Source organism: Kitasatospora sp. NPDC002965, from assembly GCF_040611255.1.
Classification (GTDB): Bacteria; Actinomycetota; Actinomycetes; order Streptomycetales; family Streptomycetaceae; genus Kitasatospora.
The window spans coordinates 60452-75015 of record NZ_JBEXNT010000020.1 but is presented as its reverse complement, the minus strand read 5'-3'; the positions used below and the strand labels follow the sequence as shown (position 1 = coordinate 75015).

The following is a 14564-nucleotide window of genomic DNA, read 5'->3' as shown; positions in this document are numbered from 1 at the left end:
CGTGCTCGGCTTCGAGGACGTCGTCGGGGCGGACCTCTCCGCCATGGCCAAGGCCGCCGCCGACTGGACCGAGATGGCCCGCAGGTACCGGCTCGTCCAGCACCGGCTGGAGAACGAGGTGCTCTCCGTCACCGGCAACCAGGGCCTCTGGCTCGGCTACACCGCGCTCACCGCCCACCGGCACGTCGGCCACACCCGGCAGCAGACCCTCGACGCGCAGACCGAGGCCGCGGCCGTCGCCTCGATCATCGGCGACGCGCACGACGACTTCGGGTCGGCGCAGCAGAAGCTCAGGCGGACCGTCACGGACGCCCAGGCAGACGGCATGAAGGTGACCGGCACCGGCGCCGTCGTGTTCGACGTCACCACGCTCGACGAGGGGGGCAGGTCCGCCTACCGCCACGAGCCCGACTACCGGCGCGAGCGTGACCGAGCGGCCGTCGCCTGGGCGCAGAAGATCAAGACCTACCTGGAGGAGGCGACCGCCGCCGACTCCCGGGCCGCCCGCGGACTCCGGCGCGCCGCCAAGGTCGGCGACCTGGTGAACGAGTTCAACGGCCGGGCGGTCGGCGGCGGGGACGAGGCCGACGGCAGGCGTGCCGCCTCGCTCGCCCGGAAGCTCAAGGACGGCAGGACCCTCGGCCCGGAGGAGCTCGCCGAGCTCGACAACCTGATGAAGGCCGGCTCCGGCAACCCCGTGTACGGCCGGACCCTGCTCGGCGCGCTCGGCGCCGAGGGCACCCTGCTGCTCGCCGACGAGCTGGACCTGCGGATCAACGACCGGAGCGGCAGGCTCAAGGGCGAGTACGACGGGTTGCGGGCCAACCTGGCCGACACCGTCGCCGGCGCCACCCGCGACACCGGGTCCACGTTCTACCGGGAGTTCCGCGAGGGCCTGCGGGAAGCGGGCGTCAGGAACATCGACGACCGCCACCTCGGCGGCGGTCCGGCGCCGGTCCACGGCTACCAGGCTCTCGTCACCCTGCTCCGGAAGGGCACCGCCGGGTACGGCGCGCAGTTCCTCGACGACCTCGGCACCGACGTCCTCGCGGCCGACCGCAGGGGCAACCACTGGAGGGTCCACCAGTTCAACGGCCCGCGCCCCGACCTGGTGCACGACCCGGTGGACGGCGTGCTCGGGCTGATGGGCCGGAGCCCCGAGGCCGCCACCCGGTTCCTCGACCCGAGGGCGCCCGGGGCCGAGGACCGCCTCGGGTACCTGCTGCGCGAGCGCGACTGGCCCACCTCCTGCACCACCGCCCTCGTCGGCCCGCCGATCCAGGACAGGGGCACCCACCAGGCCGGCCTCGCCGCCGCCCTGGAGGCCGCCGCCACCGGCGACGCCCCCGGCGGGGGCAGCCACCGCGGAGGCCCGCACACCCCGGCGCAGGCACGGGTCATGCAGGGCGTCGTCGACGCGCTGGACGCGGACGGCAGGGGCGCCGAGGTCCACGAGGACCTTCGCGTGCCGCTGGCCAACGCCCTGTCCGACTACGTGGCCGACACCCACCCGGTCCTCGGTCAGCACCACACCGGCGCGCGCCGCACCGGCGCGTGGGAACAGGACGGCGAGGGCCACCTCGGCGGCAGCGCCGACCACCTCGTCCGGGTCATGCGCGGTGCCTCCGAGGAGCCGGAGGCGTACGCCACGCTCTACAACGCCGAACGGGCCGAGGCCGCCGTGGCCCTGGCCGCCGTCCCGCCCGATCCGCAGGCCGGACCGGCGGAGCGGCAGGGGCCAGCACGGAACATCGGGACGGCGCTCGGGGCGTTCGACGCCATCCGGTCGGACATCGTCCTGGACGAGAAGGACGACCGGATGGAGTGGGCCGAGAAGGCCGGCGCGTTCGCCTCCTCGGTGAGCGGCACCGTGACCGGGTTCGTCCCCGAGGTCGGAGGCGTCGCCGGCGCCTTCGTCGACGCGGGGATCAGCGGCTGGGTGGAGGACGTCAGGAAGGACGCCCAGGACGCGGGCAACACCGCGAACTCCCAGGCGCACTTCGCCTCGCTGACCGAGAGCCAGGAGATGGCCGGCGCCTGGGGCAGGGCCAACCACCTGAACGAGGACGAGACCGAGCTGATCTCGACCGAGCTGGGGACCGGCCACACGAGCGGCAACACCAACGCGCTGATCGCCCTCGGACGGAACGTCCAGCAGTGAGGCAGCCCCGACGCACCCGGACGATCCGCGCCGGCCCCCTCCCGGGCCGGCGCCGTGGCCGCCCGGCTCGGGAGCGAACCGACCGCCCCGCAGTCGTGCCGCGCCGCGGACAGCACACCGCCCGGCCCCTTCCTCGACGAAGGAGAGCCGGGCGGTGGCGCGGGACGCGGGTGGTCAGGCGCCGATGGCGTGCAGTCCGCCGTCCACGTGGACGATCTCGCCGGTGGTCTTCGGGAACCAGTCCGAGAGCAGGGCGACGACGCCGCGGCCGGCCGGCTCCGGGTCGCTCACGTCCCACTTCAGCGGCGAGCGGTTGTCCCAGGTGGCGGCCAGGTCGCCGAAGCCCGGGATGGACTTGGCGGCCATCGAGCCGATCGGACCGGCCGAGACCAGGTTGACGCGGATGTCGCGCGGGCCGAGGTCACGGGCCAGGTAGCGGGAGGTGGCCTCCAGCGCGGCCTTGGCCGGGCCCATCCAGTCGTACTTCGGCCAGGCGAACTGGGCGTCGAAGGTCAGACCGACGACCGAGCCGCCGTCCTGCATCAGCGGAAGCAGCGCCATGGTCAGCGACTTCAGCGAGAACGCCGAGACCTGCATGGCGGTCGCCACGGACTCCCACGGGGTGTTGAGGAAGTTCCCGCCGAGGGCGTCCTGCGGGGCGAACCCGATCGAGTGGACGATGCCGTCCAGGCTCGGCAGGTGCTCGCGGACCTGGTCGGCGATGCCGGCCAGCTGCTCCTCGCTGGAGACGTCCAGTTCGAGGACCTTCACCGGGTGGGGCAGCTTCTTGGCGATGCGCTCGGTGAGGCTCGGCCGCGGGAAGGCGGTGAGGATGATCTCCGCGCCCTGCTCCTGGGCCAGCCGGGCCGTGTGGAACGCGATGGAAGACTCCATCAGCACACCGGTGACGAGGATCCGCTTGCCCTCAAGGATTCCGCTCATGTCAGTGACCCATGCCCAATCCGCCGTCGACGGGAATGACGGCTCCGGTGATGTACGCGGCCTCGTCCGAACCGAGGAACCGCACGGTGGAAGCGACCTCGGCGGGCGCCGCGTAGCGGCCCAGGGGCACGCCGGCGACGATCTCCGCGCGGCGCTCGTCACTGAGCACCGCGGTCATGTCGGTGTCCACGAAGCCGGGGGCGACCACGTTGACGGTGATGTTGCGCGGGCCGAGCTCGCGCGCCAGCGAGCGGGCGAAGCCGACCAGACCGGCCTTGGAGGCGGCGTAGTTGGACTGGCCCGGCGAGCCGGAGAGGCCGACCACCGAGGAGATCAGCACGATGCGGCCCTTGCGGGCGCGCATCATCAGCCGGGAGGCGCGCTTGACGACGCGGAACGTACCGGTGAGGTTGGTGTCCAGGACGGAGGTGAAGTCCTCCTCCGACATGCGCAGCAGCAGCGTGTCGTGGGTGATCCCGGCGTTGGCGACCAGCACCTCGACCGCGCCGTGCGCGCCCTCGACCTCGGTCAGTGCCGCGTCGACCTGGGCGCTGTCGGTGATGTCGCAGCGAACCGCGAGCACGTCGTACTTGGCCAGCTGCTCGGGCACCTCGCCCGACCGGCTGGTGATGGCGACCTTGTCGCCCGCCTCGGCGAAGGCCAGGGCGATCGCGAGGCCGATGCCCCGGTTACCTCCGGTGACGAGAACCGAGCGGCTCAACGATCCACCTCTCTCCGTAGTGTGCGTACGCCGTGATGTCCGCGTACGTCGCAATCATGTACGCGGTGTGACGCTATCGGTCGGCCCGGCGCGGCGGCGAATCGAGCTCCCACAGCGCCGCACCAAAGGAACTGTCGGTATCCGACAATCCGTGCCCATGCCATTTTCGCCCGATCCGCCGGACCGCCGGCGCGGCGTTGTGGTGTCCGCTGCGTGCCGGATCGGGAACCCGGCGGCGGGGTGCACCCGTTGCCCCCGTGGTGCGGTACGAGTCGGGGCCGCCGCACAGCAACGCCGGACCAGGCCCCGGCGACGAGCGGAGGCAGAGCGCGGATGAGCGAGGCACAGCCGGGGACCACCCACCGGCGCGGACGACTGCTGGCCCTGGCCGCGCTGGCGGCCGGTGCGGGAGCGGTCGCCTGGGCGCTGCGCGACCTGCCGGCGGCGTTCGGTCGGCGGCCGGACGGGGAGCGGGAGGAGCGGCTGCGCAACTCGCCGCAGTACCGCGACGGCGTCTTCCACAACGCGCCCTCCGAGCTGGCCCGGCCGGCCGGCGCTCCGTCCTTCGACGGGGACACGGTGCGCCGGATGCTGTTCCAGCGCGAGGGCCGGACGCCGCGCCTCCCGGTGCCGACCGTCCGGCCGGCCGGCGGGGCGGGCCCGGCCGCCGAGGGTGTCGCGATCACCTGGTACGGGCACGCCTCGGCGCTGGTCGAGATCGAGGGCTCCCGCGTGCTGCTCGACCCGATCTGGAGCGAGCGCTGCTCCCCCGCCACGCAGGTCGGCCCGCGCCGGCTGCACCCGGTACCGGTGGAGCTGGAGGAGCTGCCGCAGGTCGACGCGGTGCTGATCTCGCACGACCACTACGACCACCTGGACATGGCGACCGTCCGCCGGCTGGTGCGCAGCCAGTCGGCACCGTTCGCGGTGCCGCTCGGCATCGGCGCCCACCTGCGCCGCTGGGGGGTGCCGGAGCACCGGATCATCGAGCTGGACTGGGACGAGACCTGCACGCTCGGCGAGCTGGCGCTCACGCTGACCGCCGCCCACCACTTCTCCGGCCGCGGTCTGACCCGCAACACGACGCTCTGGGGTTCGTGGGTGGTCGCGGGGGCGAGCCGCAAGGTCTTCTACACCGGCGACTCCGGCTACTTCGAGGGCTACGGGCGGATCGGCGCCGAGCACGGCCCGTTCGACGCCGCGCTGGTCCAGGTCGGCGCCTACGACCCGGCCTGGGCGGACATCCACATGACGCCGGAGGACGCCGTGCTCGCCCACCGCGAGCTGGGCGCGGACCTGCTGGTGCCGGTCCACTGGTGCACCTTCAACCTCGGCCTGCACCCGTGGGCCGAGCCGGTCGAGCGGCTGCTGGTCGAGGCCAAGGAGCAGGGCGTACGGCTGGCGGTGCCGCGCCCCGGTGAGCGCGTGGACGTCGACAACCCGCCGGAGCTGGACGGCTGGTGGGAGGCGGTCGGGTAGCGGAACCGCGGAGCTGCGCGTGTCACGGGGGAAATGCGCTGGCCCAAAGCCCTTTGACGGGAAATGATGCCGTGCGGGTACCCCTGCATCCCGGGTGCCCGCACCGCCATTCCGCCCGACCAGGGAGCCCGATTGCCTCCGCTGCCCCCGACCAGCAGCGCCGGCGCCCCGCGCGCCGTCGACCCGCTCTTCCTCGGCTATCCGCTGCGCGCCCTCGCCGACGCCGCCCTGGACCGCGCGCGCCGGCTCGGCGCCGAGCACGCCGACTTCCGCCTGGAGCGGGTCCGCAGCGCCTCGTGGCGGCTGCGCGACGCCCGGCCGTCCGGCACCTCCGACAGCCTCCAGCTCGGTTTCGCCGTCCGGGTGCTGCTGGACGGCGCCTGGGGCTTCGCCGCCGGGGTCGACCTCACCCCGGAGGCGGCGGCGGGCGTCGCCGAGCAGGCCGTCGCGGTGGCCCGGCTCTCCGGCGGGATCAGCCGTGCGGCCGGGTCGACCGACCGGGTGGAGCTGGCCGACGAGCCGGTCTACCCGGACGCCACCTGGGTCTCTGCCTACGACGTGAACCCGTTCGAGGTGCCGGACGCCGAGAAGACGGCGCTGCTGGCCGACTGGAGCTCGCGGCTGCTGGCCGCCGGGGGCGTCTCGCACGTCCAGGCCACCCTGCTGACCGTCCAGGAGAACAAGTTCTACGCGGACACCGCCGGCACCGTCACCACCCAGCAGCGGATCCGGCTGCACCCGGTGCTGGAGGCCACCTCGGTGGACGAGCGCACCGGCGCCTTCGACTCGATGCGGACGCTGGCCCCGCCGGTCGGGCGCGGATTCGAGTACCTGACGGGCACCGGCTGGGACTGGGACGCCGAGCTGGCCGAGCTGCCGGTCCTGCTGGCCGAGAAGATGAAGGCGCCGGGCGTCCGGCCGGGCCGCTACGACCTGGTCGTCGACCCGTCCAACCTCTGGCTGACCATCCACGAGTCGATCGGCCACGCCACCGAACTGGACCGCGCGCTCGGCTACGAGGCGGCCTACGCCGGGACGTCCTTCGCCACCTTCGACAAGCTCGGCTCGCTGAAGTACGGCTCCGAGCTGATGCACGTCACCGGCGACCGCACCGCCGAGCACGGCCTGTCCACCATCGGCTTCGACGACGAGGGTGTCGCCACCCGGTCGTGGGACCTCGTGAAGGACGGCGTCCTGACCGGCTACCAGCTCGACCGCGGCATGGCGAAGCTGAAGGGTTTCGAGCGTTCCAACGGCTGCGCCTTCGCCGACTCGCCGGCGCACGTCCCGGTCCAGCGGATGGCCAACGTCTCGCTCCGGCCGGCCGCCGACGGCCCGTCCACCGAGGGCCTGTTCGAGGGCGTCGAGAACGGCCTGTACATCGTCGGGGACCGCTCCTGGTCGATCGACATGCAGCGGTACAACTTCCAGTTCACCGGGCAGCGCGCCTACGCCATCCGGAACGGCGAACTCGCCGGCCAGGTCAAGGACTTCGCCTACCAGGCCACCACCACCGACTTCTGGGGCTCGATGACGGCCGTCGGCGGGCCGCAGACCTACGTGCTGGGCGGCGCCTTCAACTGCGGCAAGGCGCAGCCGGGCCAGGTCGCGGCGGTCAGCCACGGCTGCCCCTCGGCGCTGTTCCGCAACGTCAACGTGCTCAACACCCAGCAGGAGGCGGGTCACTGATGACCGCGATGCAGCCCCACGAACTCGTCGAGCTGGCACTCGGACTCTCCCGCGCCGACGGCTGCGTGGTGATCGCCGACGAGGAGTCGACCGCCAACCTCCGCTGGGCGGGCAACGCGCTGACCACCAACGGCGTCACCCGGGGCCGCCGGCTCACCGTGATCGCCACGGTGGCCGGCGCCGAGGGCACCGCCTCCGGCGTGGTCTCCCGCGAGGCCGTCACGTCCGACGACGTGGCGGACCTGGTCCGGGCCGCCGAGGAGGCCGCCCGCGCGGCCGGGCCGGCCGAGGACGCCCAGCCCCTGGTCACGGTCGCCGACCAGCCGGCCTCTCCGCACTTCACCGAGCCCCCGGCGGAGACGTCGGTCGCGGTCTTCGAGGAGTTCGCGCCGGCCCTCGGCACCGCCTTCGCCCGGGCCGCCGCCCAGGGCGAACTGCTGTACGGCTTCGCCCGGCACGAGCTGGTCTCCAGCTACCTGGGCACCTCCACCGGCCTGCGGCTGCGCCACGACCAGCCGACCGGCACGGTCGAGCTGAACGCCAAGACCGCCGACCTGTCCGGCTCGGCCTGGGCCGGCGCCGCCACCCGGGACTTCTCCGACGTGGACGTCACCGCCCTGCACGCCGGGCTGACCACCCGGCTCGGCTGGGGCGCCCGGCGGATCGACCTGCCGGCCGGCCGGTACGAGACGCTGCTGCCGCCCTCCGCCGTCGCCGACCTGATGGTCTACCTGAACTGGTCCGCCGGCGGCCGGGACGCCTTCGAGGGCCGGACGGTCTTCTCCCGGCCCGGCGGCGGCACCCGGATCGGCGACAAGCTCAGCGGGCTGCCGCTGACGCTGCGCTCCGACCCGGACGAGCCCGGCCTGGAGGCGGCGCCGTTCGTGCTGGCGCACGCCACCGAGGGCGACGCCTCGGTCTTCGACAACGGCCTGCCGCTGTCGAGGACCGACTGGATCCGGGACGGCGAGCTGGCCGGGCTGGTCACCAGCCGCCACTCGGCCGGCCTGACGTCGCTCGCCCTGCGCCCGGCGGTCGACAACCTGGTCCTGGAGACGGCCGACCAGGCGGCGGCGCCGACCCTGGAGGAGATGATCGCCCGGACCGAGCGGGGGCTGCTGCTCACCTGCCTCTGGTACATCCGCGAGGTGGACCCGGCGACGCTGCTGCTCACCGGTCTGACCCGGGACGGCGTCTACCTGGTGGAGAACGGCCGGGTGGTCGGTGCGGTGAACAACTTCCGGTTCAACGAGTCGCCGGTGGAACTGCTCGGCCGGATCACCGAGGTGGGCCGCACCGAGCGCTGCCTGCCGCGCGAGTGGAGCGACTGGTTCACCCGGACCGCGATGCCGCCGGTGCGGGTCGAGGGCTTCAACATGAGTTCGGTCAGCCAGGCGTCGTAGCCGGGCCGGCCGGGGGAGGGAACGAGGAACGTGGACGAGAAGCGCACGGTCAGGACCAGCAAGATGCTGTCCCGCATCCTGCGGCACGAGCCCGAGCGGGTGGGGGTGACGCTGGACGGGGCCGGCTGGGTCCGGGTGGACGTCCTGCTGGCCGCCCTGGCGGCCCGGGGCACCCGGCTCACCCGGGTCGAGCTGGACCACGTGGTGGCGACCAACAACAAACGCCGCTTCGCCTACTCGGAGGACGGCCTCTCGATCCGGGCCAGCCAGGGGCACACGGTGGCGGTCGACCTCGGTCTGGCCGCCGCCGCGCCCCCGGCGGTGCTGTTCCACGGCACCGCCGCCCGGAGCCTGGACGCGATATTCCGCGAGGGCCTGCGGCCGATGGCCCGGCAGGACGTCCACCTGTCCGCCGACACCGGGACGGCCACCCGGGTGGGCGCCCGGCACGGCCGTCCGGTGGTGCTGGAGGTCGACGCCGCCGCGATGGCGGCGGCCGGCCACGAGTTCCGGATCAGCGCCAACGGCGTCTGGCTGACCGACGTGGTGCCGCCGGAGTACCTCTCCCAGCCGTAGGGGCGCGTGTCCGTCCGACCCGGTCTCGTCGCCGGTCGCCCCGCGGCGTACCGTGAGAAGGCCGCGCGGCGAGGCGCGCGGGTGCGCGGACGAGGGCGGTTGGACATGGGAAAGAGCGCCGGCGACGACGAGGTCTTCCGGATCACGGGGGCCCGCAGCAGCCTGACCGAGGACGTCCGCGGGCGGCAGCGCCGCTACGTGGCCTCGATGCTGCTGCGCACGGTCTGCGTGCTGCTCGCGGTGGTGCTGTGGGACGTCCAGCGCTGGGTGGCGGTCGCGGCGCTGGCGGGCGGGGTGCTGCTGCCGTACTTCGCGGTGCTGATCGCCAACGCGGGCCGGGAACGGGCGCCGGGTCTGCCCTCCACCTTCGACGTGCCGCCGACCACTCCGCTGATGCTCGGCCCCGGCGGGAGGGGCGGGTCCGGTGTGACGCACGGTACCGATGTGGCCGAGCGCATGCCCACCGATTCTTCACAGACGTCGAACTGACTGCCCGTTTTGAGCTGTTTTCCACCGTTGCATTCCACAGAAAGCTCAGAAGAAGCTCAGATTAATCATGCAAGACCTCCCCATGCCCGGGTCGGACCGTGACATACTGCGTACGCGCTCCGCATCCCCCGTCGGAGCGACGGACCGACGCCGGGCGGCTCCCCCCGTGGCTGCCCGGCGTCGCCATGCCCGCGCGCACCGCGGGGCCGCAGGCCCGCCGGACGGCGGACGGACCCCCTCCGGGCGCGTGACAGACTGGCGGTGACGACCCACCCGCCGACCGCCTGAGGACGACGCCATGCTGTTCCCGGACACCCAGCCGCAGACCCCGATCTGCTCCGCCAAGGGCTGCCGGTCCGACGCCGCGTGGGTGCTGGTCTGGAACAACCCCAAGCTGCACACCCCGGACCGCCGCAAGACCTGGCTCGCCTGCCCGGAGCACCGCGAGCACCTCTCCCAGTTCCTGGGCGTGCGCGGCTTCCTCAAGGAGGTCGTCGCCTTCACCGACCGGAGCGCCGAAGAGGGCGCCCCCACGGACGGCACCCCCGCAGAGGGCTGAGCCCGGCACGGTCCGACCGGCGACCAGGGCCGGACCCTAGCCGCCGATCGCCGACATCGGGCGGTCGGGCTGGTGGAACTCCGGGTCGTCGATCCCGGCACCGGCCTTCTTGCCCCACATCGCCTGGCGCCAGAGCGCCCCCAGCTCGGCGTCGTCGGCCCCCGAGCGCAGCGCCGTCCGCAGGTCGGTCTCGCCACTCGCGAAGAGGCAGTTGCGCACCTGCCCGTCGGCGGTCAGCCGGGTCCGGTCGCAGGCGCGGCAGAACGGGCGGGTCACCGAGGCGATCACCCCGACCCGGGCCGGACCCCCGTCCACGACCCAGCGCTCCGCGGGAGCGGCGCCCCGGCCTGCGGACGACTCGGGGGTGAGCGTGAACCTGGTGGTCAGCCGGTCCAGGATCTCCTCCGCGGTGACCATGGCCGAGCGGTCCCAGCCGTGCTGGGCGTCCAGCGGCATCTGCTCGATGAACCGCAGCTCGTAGCCGCGCTCCAGGCACCAGGCGAGCAGCTCGGGCGCCTCGTGGTCGTTGACCCCGCGCATCAGCACCGCGTTGAGCTTGACCGGCGTCAGCCCGGCGTCCTCGGCGGCGGCCAGTCCGTCCAGCACGTCCTGGTGGCGGCGGCGCCGGGTGAGGGTGTGGAAGGTGTCCGGGTCCAGCGTGTCGAGCGAGACGTTGACCCGGTCGAGGCCGGCGGCGCGCAGCGCCCCCGCGGTCCGCGCCAGGCCGATGCCGTTGGTGGTGAGCGAAAGCTCGGGGCGCGGCGCCAGCTCGGCGCAGGCGGCGACGACGGCCACCAGGCCGGGCCGCAGCAGCGGCTCCCCGCCGGTGAAGCGGACCTCCTGGACGCCGAGGTCGCGGACGGCGACGGTCACCAGCCGGACGATCTCCTCGTCGGTGAGCAGCTCCGGCTTGGCCAACCACTGCAGGCCCTCCTCCGGCATGCAGTAGGTGCAGCGCAGGTTGCACCGGTCGGTGAGGGAGACCCGCAGGTCGACGGCGCGGCGGCCGAAGGTGTCGAGCAGCACGGCAGTCCCTTCCCGAGAGTGGCGGCCCTGGACAGCGACCGGCCCGGCCCGCCGTCGCGGCGGGCCGGGCCAGCTTAGCCATCGGCCGTTCGTCAGTGGGCGCCCAGTCCGGTCAGCGAGCGGACCTCCAGTTCAGCGTACTTCGCCGGGTCGGCCGGCTCGCGCGAGAGCACGGTGCCGATCCAGCCCGCCAGGAAGCCGACCGGGATGGAGACCAGGCCGGGGTTCTCCAGTGGGAACCACTGGAAGTCGGAGTGCGGGAAGAGCGAGTTCTTGCCACCCGAGACGACCGGGGAGAACGCCACCAGCACCACCGAGCTGATCAGACCGGCGTAGACCGAGCTGACCGCGCCCGCGGTGTTGAAGCGCTTCCAGAACAGCGAGAAGAGCAGCGTGGGCAGGTTGGCCGAGGCGGCCACCGCGAAGGCCAGTGCGACCAGGGCGGCGGTGTTGAGCTTGTCCGCGAAGAGGCTCAGCACGATCGCCACCGCGCCGATCGCGGCGGCGGCCCACTTGGCCGCGTTGACCTCCTCCCGCTCGGTGACCTTGCCCCGCCGGATGACGTTGGCGTAGAGGTCGTGCGCGAAGGAGGCCGAGGAGGCCAGGGTGAGGCCGGCCACCACGGCGAGGATGGTGGCGAAGGCGACCGCGGAGATCACCGCCAGCAGGACGGCCCCGCCGGTGGTGCCCGAGCCGCCGCCGAGCGTCTCGGCGAGCTGCGGGGCCGCGGTGTTGCCGGCCGCGTTGGCCGCCTTGATCGCCTTGGGCCCGACCAGGGCCGCCGCGCCGAAGCCGAGCGCCAGGGTCATCAGGTAGAAGCCGCCGATGATCCCGATGGCCCAGAGCACCGACTTCCGGGCCGCCTTGGCGGTGGGCACGGTGTAGAAGCGGACCAGGATGTGCGGCAGGCCCGCGGTGCCCAGCACGAGCGCCAGGCCGAGGCTGATGAAGTCGAGTTTGCTGGTCCCGGTGGCGCCGTACTTCAGCCCGGGTTCGAGGAAGGCGTTGGCCTTGCCGCTGGCGTCGGCGGCGGCGCCGAGCAGTGCGGAGATGTTGAAGTTGTACTTGGCCAGCACCAGGACGGTCATCAGGGCGGTGCCGGCGATCAGCAGCACGGCCTTGACGATCTGCACCCAGGTGGTGCCCTTCATGCCCCCTATGGCGACGTAGACGACCATCAGGGCGCCGACGGCGACGATCGTCCACCGCTTGGCGCTGTCCCCGCTGACGCCGAGCAGCAGGGCGACCAGGGTGCCCGCGCCGACCATCTGGGCGAGCAGGTAGAAGATCGACACCACGATGGTGGAGATGCCCGCGGCGGTGCGGACGGGCCGCTGGCGCATCCGGAAGGCCAGCACGTCGGCCATGGTGTAGCGGCCGGCGTTGCGCAGCGGCTCGGCGACCAGCAGCAGCGCGACCAGCCAGGCGACCAGGAAGCCGATCGAGTAGAGGAAGCCGTCGTAGCCGAAGAGCGCGATGGCTCCGGCGATACCGAGGAAGGACGCGGCCGACATGTAGTCGCCGGAGATGGCCAGACCGTTCTGGAAGCCGGAGAAGCTGCGGCCGCCGGCGTAGAAGTCGGCAGCGTCCTTGGTCTGCCGCCCGGCCCAGACGGTGATGCCGAGGGTGGCGAGCACGAAGAGGCCGAACAGGGTCATCGTCAGACCGCGGTGCTCGGTGGCGCCCGCGGCGAGGGTGAGGGGGTCGGCGAGCGCGACGGCGCTCGCGGTATGGCTGGCGAGCAGGGTCATTCGGCGGCCTCCCGGGGGGCGTGGACCACCGCGCCGCGCGCCTCGCGGATGGCGGCGGCAGGTGGGTCGAGCCTCCGGTCCGCGTAGCGCGCGTACCAGGCCGCGATGGCGAAAGTGGTGACGAACTGCAGTAGTCCGAGGACCAGGGCGATGTTGATGTGCCCGACGACCTTGGTGCCCATCAGGCCGGGGGCGTAACTGGAGAGCAGCACGTAGAGCAGGTACCAGAGGACGAAGCCGATGGTGACCGGGAACGCGAAGTTCCGGAACGAGCGCCGGAGGGCGCGGAACTCCGCGCCCTCCTCGATGAGTTGGGTTTCCCTAGCGGTGGTGGTGATCGGCGGCGATTCCACTCTGACTCCTCACTCCTTCGGCGTAGTGGTCGCACCAGTGGAACGATCGGACGTGAGCGGCGTCACAGTCCGGATGCGCGCCGCGCAATGCTAGGAGGGTGGCGCGCGGGCCGAAAGAGGTTGACCGTGATCAGCCAGACGTTCACTCCGTTGCACTAGCCGATTGGCCGAAAACAGACGTATCCGGACATGCCGAAGGGCGGCACCGGACTGCGGTGCCGCCCCTCGAAAAGCGTCAACTTGGAGGCGTCAGAACGTGATCCGCACCTTCAGCGCCGAGCGGTCGTCCATCGCCCGGTAGCCGTCCGGCACGCCCTCCAGGTCCACCGTGCGGTCGAACACGAGGCCCGGCTCGATGGCCCCTGAGAGGACGTCCGGCAGCAGCTCGGGGATGTAGGCGCGGGCCGGCGCGACCCCGCCGTTCAGCGAAACGTTTCGGCCGAACATCTGCCCGATGTCGACGCCGGCGCTGCCGCCGTGCGGCACCCCGACGTAACCGACCGCGCCGCCGTCCCGGGCGATCGAGACGGCGGTGCGCATCGACTCCTCGGTGCCGACCGCCTCCAGCACGGAGTGCGCGCCCTGGCCGCCGGTCAGCTCCCGGACCGCCTCGATCGCCGCGTCGCCGCGCTCCGCGACCACGTCGGTGGCCCCGAACCGCCGGGCCAGGTCGGTCCGGGCGGTGTGCCGGCCGAGCGCGATGATCCGCCCGGCGCCGAGCCGGTGCGCGGCCAGCACGCCGCACAGGCCCACCGCGCCGTCACCGACCACCGCCACGGTGGATCCCGGCCGGACCCGCGCGGAGACCGCGGCGTGGTGCCCGGTCGCCATCACGTCCGAGAGCGCCAGCAGGCCCGGCAGCAGCTTCTCGTCGCCCTGGGCCTCCCTGGGCAGCTTCACCAGCGTGCCGTCCGCCCACGGGACGCGCACCGCCTCGCCCTGCCCGCCGTCCGAGCCGACCTGACCCCAGAAGCCGCCGTGCGGGCAGGAGGTCTGCAGCCCCTCGCGACAGAAATCACACCTGCCGTCCGACCAGACGAACGGCGCGACCACCAGATCGCCGACCTCGAAGTCGCGCACCTCGGCGCCCGTCTCCTCGATCACACCGAGAAATTCGTGCCCGATCCGTTGCCCGGCGACCCGCGCCGCGACACCGCGGTACGCCCACAGGTCGCTGCCGCAGATGCAGGCGTTCACCACCCGCACCACCGCGTCGGTCGGCTGCTGCACGACCGGGTCCGGCACCTGCTCGATCCGGATGTCACTGGGGCCGTGGATCACGGTGGCGCGCATGAGGGTTCGTCCTTCGGAGAGGCGCCCGCGGGGTGCGGCGGGCGACCGGCAGATATTCGACCAGGTGTACGACGAATACTCCGCCCACTCTATTCCGGCCCGCCCCGTCCAACATTCCGAGC

13 protein-coding genes are annotated in these 14564 nt (G+C 73.0%); 7 read left to right on the top strand and 6 right to left on the bottom strand.

Annotation, left to right across the window (positions count from 1 at the left end):
* The first annotated feature begins 1 nt into the window (after position 1).
* Positions 2-2161 carry a DUF6571 family protein gene (locus tag ABZY91_RS11645; RefSeq protein WP_355401690.1) on the top strand — a complete coding sequence of 720 codons (2160 nt, stop codon included), beginning with the start codon at positions 2-4 and terminating at the stop codon, positions 2159-2161.
* A 174-nt stretch (positions 2162-2335) separates the two neighbouring features.
* On the opposite strand, the gene fabI is transcribed toward ABZY91_RS11645, so the two are convergent.
* The gene (gene fabI / locus ABZY91_RS11640) at positions 2336-3103 is read right to left on the bottom strand and encodes an enoyl-ACP reductase FabI (protein WP_329883444.1); all 768 of its coding nucleotides are present in this window, start codon (positions 3101-3103) and stop codon (positions 2336-2338) included.
* A gap of 1 nt (position 3104) precedes the next feature.
* Positions 3105-3824 (bottom strand): 3-oxoacyl-[acyl-carrier-protein] reductase, encoded by a 720-nt coding sequence (gene fabG / locus ABZY91_RS11635; RefSeq protein WP_355401688.1) that lies wholly within the window; start codon positions 3822-3824, stop codon positions 3105-3107.
* A gap of 333 nt (positions 3825-4157) precedes the next feature.
* Between fabG and ABZY91_RS11630 the strand changes: the two genes are divergently transcribed.
* The 6 genes from ABZY91_RS11630 (at position 4158) to ABZY91_RS11605 (ending at position 10019) form a co-directional block, all read left to right on the top strand.
* Positions 4158-5303 (top strand): MBL fold metallo-hydrolase, encoded by a 1146-nt coding sequence (locus ABZY91_RS11630; RefSeq protein ID WP_355401686.1) that lies wholly within the window; start codon positions 4158-4160, stop codon positions 5301-5303.
* A 141-nt stretch (positions 5304-5444) separates the two neighbouring features.
* On the top strand, positions 5445-6992 hold the full coding sequence (locus ABZY91_RS11625; RefSeq protein ID WP_355401707.1) for a TldD/PmbA family protein: 1548 nt from the start codon (positions 5445-5447) through the stop codon (positions 6990-6992).
* Positions 6992-8395 carry a metallopeptidase TldD-related protein gene (locus ABZY91_RS11620; protein ID WP_355401684.1) on the top strand — a complete coding sequence of 468 codons (1404 nt, stop codon included), beginning with the start codon at positions 6992-6994 and terminating at the stop codon, positions 8393-8395. The genes ABZY91_RS11625 and ABZY91_RS11620 overlap by 1 nt, the downstream gene beginning before the upstream one ends.
* A 30-nt stretch (positions 8396-8425) precedes the next feature.
* Positions 8426-8971: an RNA 2'-phosphotransferase gene (locus tag ABZY91_RS11615; RefSeq protein WP_355401682.1), complete on the top strand. Its 546-nt coding sequence runs from the start codon at positions 8426-8428 to the stop codon at positions 8969-8971.
* A 105-nt stretch (positions 8972-9076) separates the two neighbouring features.
* Positions 9077-9460, top strand: a complete 384-nt coding sequence (locus tag ABZY91_RS11610; protein ID WP_329883439.1) for a DUF3099 domain-containing protein — start codon at positions 9077-9079, stop codon at positions 9458-9460.
* 298 nt (positions 9461-9758) lie between these two features.
* A complete protein-coding gene (locus ABZY91_RS11605) occupies positions 9759-10019 on the top strand; it encodes a hypothetical protein (protein WP_329949593.1) in 261 nt (86 codons plus the stop codon).
* 36 nt (positions 10020-10055) lie between these two features.
* On the opposite strand, the gene moaA is transcribed toward ABZY91_RS11605, so the two are convergent.
* From moaA to ABZY91_RS11585, 4 genes are all read right to left on the bottom strand, one after another.
* A complete protein-coding gene (gene moaA / locus ABZY91_RS11600; protein WP_355401680.1) occupies positions 10056-11045 on the bottom strand; it encodes a GTP 3',8-cyclase MoaA in 990 nt (329 codons plus the stop codon).
* Between the two features lie 92 nt (positions 11046-11137).
* Positions 11138-12796 (bottom strand): cation acetate symporter, encoded by a 1659-nt coding sequence (locus tag ABZY91_RS11595; protein ID WP_355401678.1) that lies wholly within the window; start codon positions 12794-12796, stop codon positions 11138-11140.
* Complete coding sequence (locus tag ABZY91_RS11590) at positions 12793-13149, bottom strand: DUF485 domain-containing protein (RefSeq protein ID WP_355401676.1); 357 nt, start codon at positions 13147-13149, stop codon at positions 12793-12795. Before ABZY91_RS11590 ends, ABZY91_RS11595 begins: the two co-directional genes overlap by 4 nt.
* Positions 13150-13398: 249 nt before the next feature.
* Complete coding sequence (locus tag ABZY91_RS11585; RefSeq protein WP_355401674.1) at positions 13399-14442, bottom strand: zinc-dependent alcohol dehydrogenase family protein; 1044 nt, start codon at positions 14440-14442, stop codon at positions 13399-13401.
* Between the last annotated feature and the right edge of the window lie 122 nt (positions 14443-14564).

Excerpts from the sequence above, each read along its gene's own strand:
- fabI (WP_329883444.1), bottom strand. The coding sequence starts at position 3,103 with ATGAGCGGAATCCTTGAGGGCAAGCGGATCCTCGTCACCGGTGTGCTG.
- ABZY91_RS11630 (WP_355401686.1), top strand. The coding sequence starts at position 4,158 with ATGAGCGAGGCACAGCCGGGGACCACCCACCGGCGCGGACGACTGCTG.
- ABZY91_RS11620 (WP_355401684.1), top strand. The coding sequence starts at position 6,992 with ATGACCGCGATGCAGCCCCACGAACTCGTCGAGCTGGCACTCGGACTC.
- ABZY91_RS11610 (WP_329883439.1), top strand. The coding sequence starts at position 9,077 with ATGGGAAAGAGCGCCGGCGACGACGAGGTCTTCCGGATCACGGGGGCC.
- ABZY91_RS11605 (WP_329949593.1), top strand. The coding sequence starts at position 9,759 with ATGCTGTTCCCGGACACCCAGCCGCAGACCCCGATCTGCTCCGCCAAG.
- ABZY91_RS11595 (WP_355401678.1), bottom strand. The coding sequence starts at position 12,796 with ATGACCCTGCTCGCCAGCCATACCGCGAGCGCCGTCGCGCTCGCCGAC.
- ABZY91_RS11585 (WP_355401674.1), bottom strand. The coding sequence starts at position 14,442 with ATGCGCGCCACCGTGATCCACGGCCCCAGTGACATCCGGATCGAGCAG.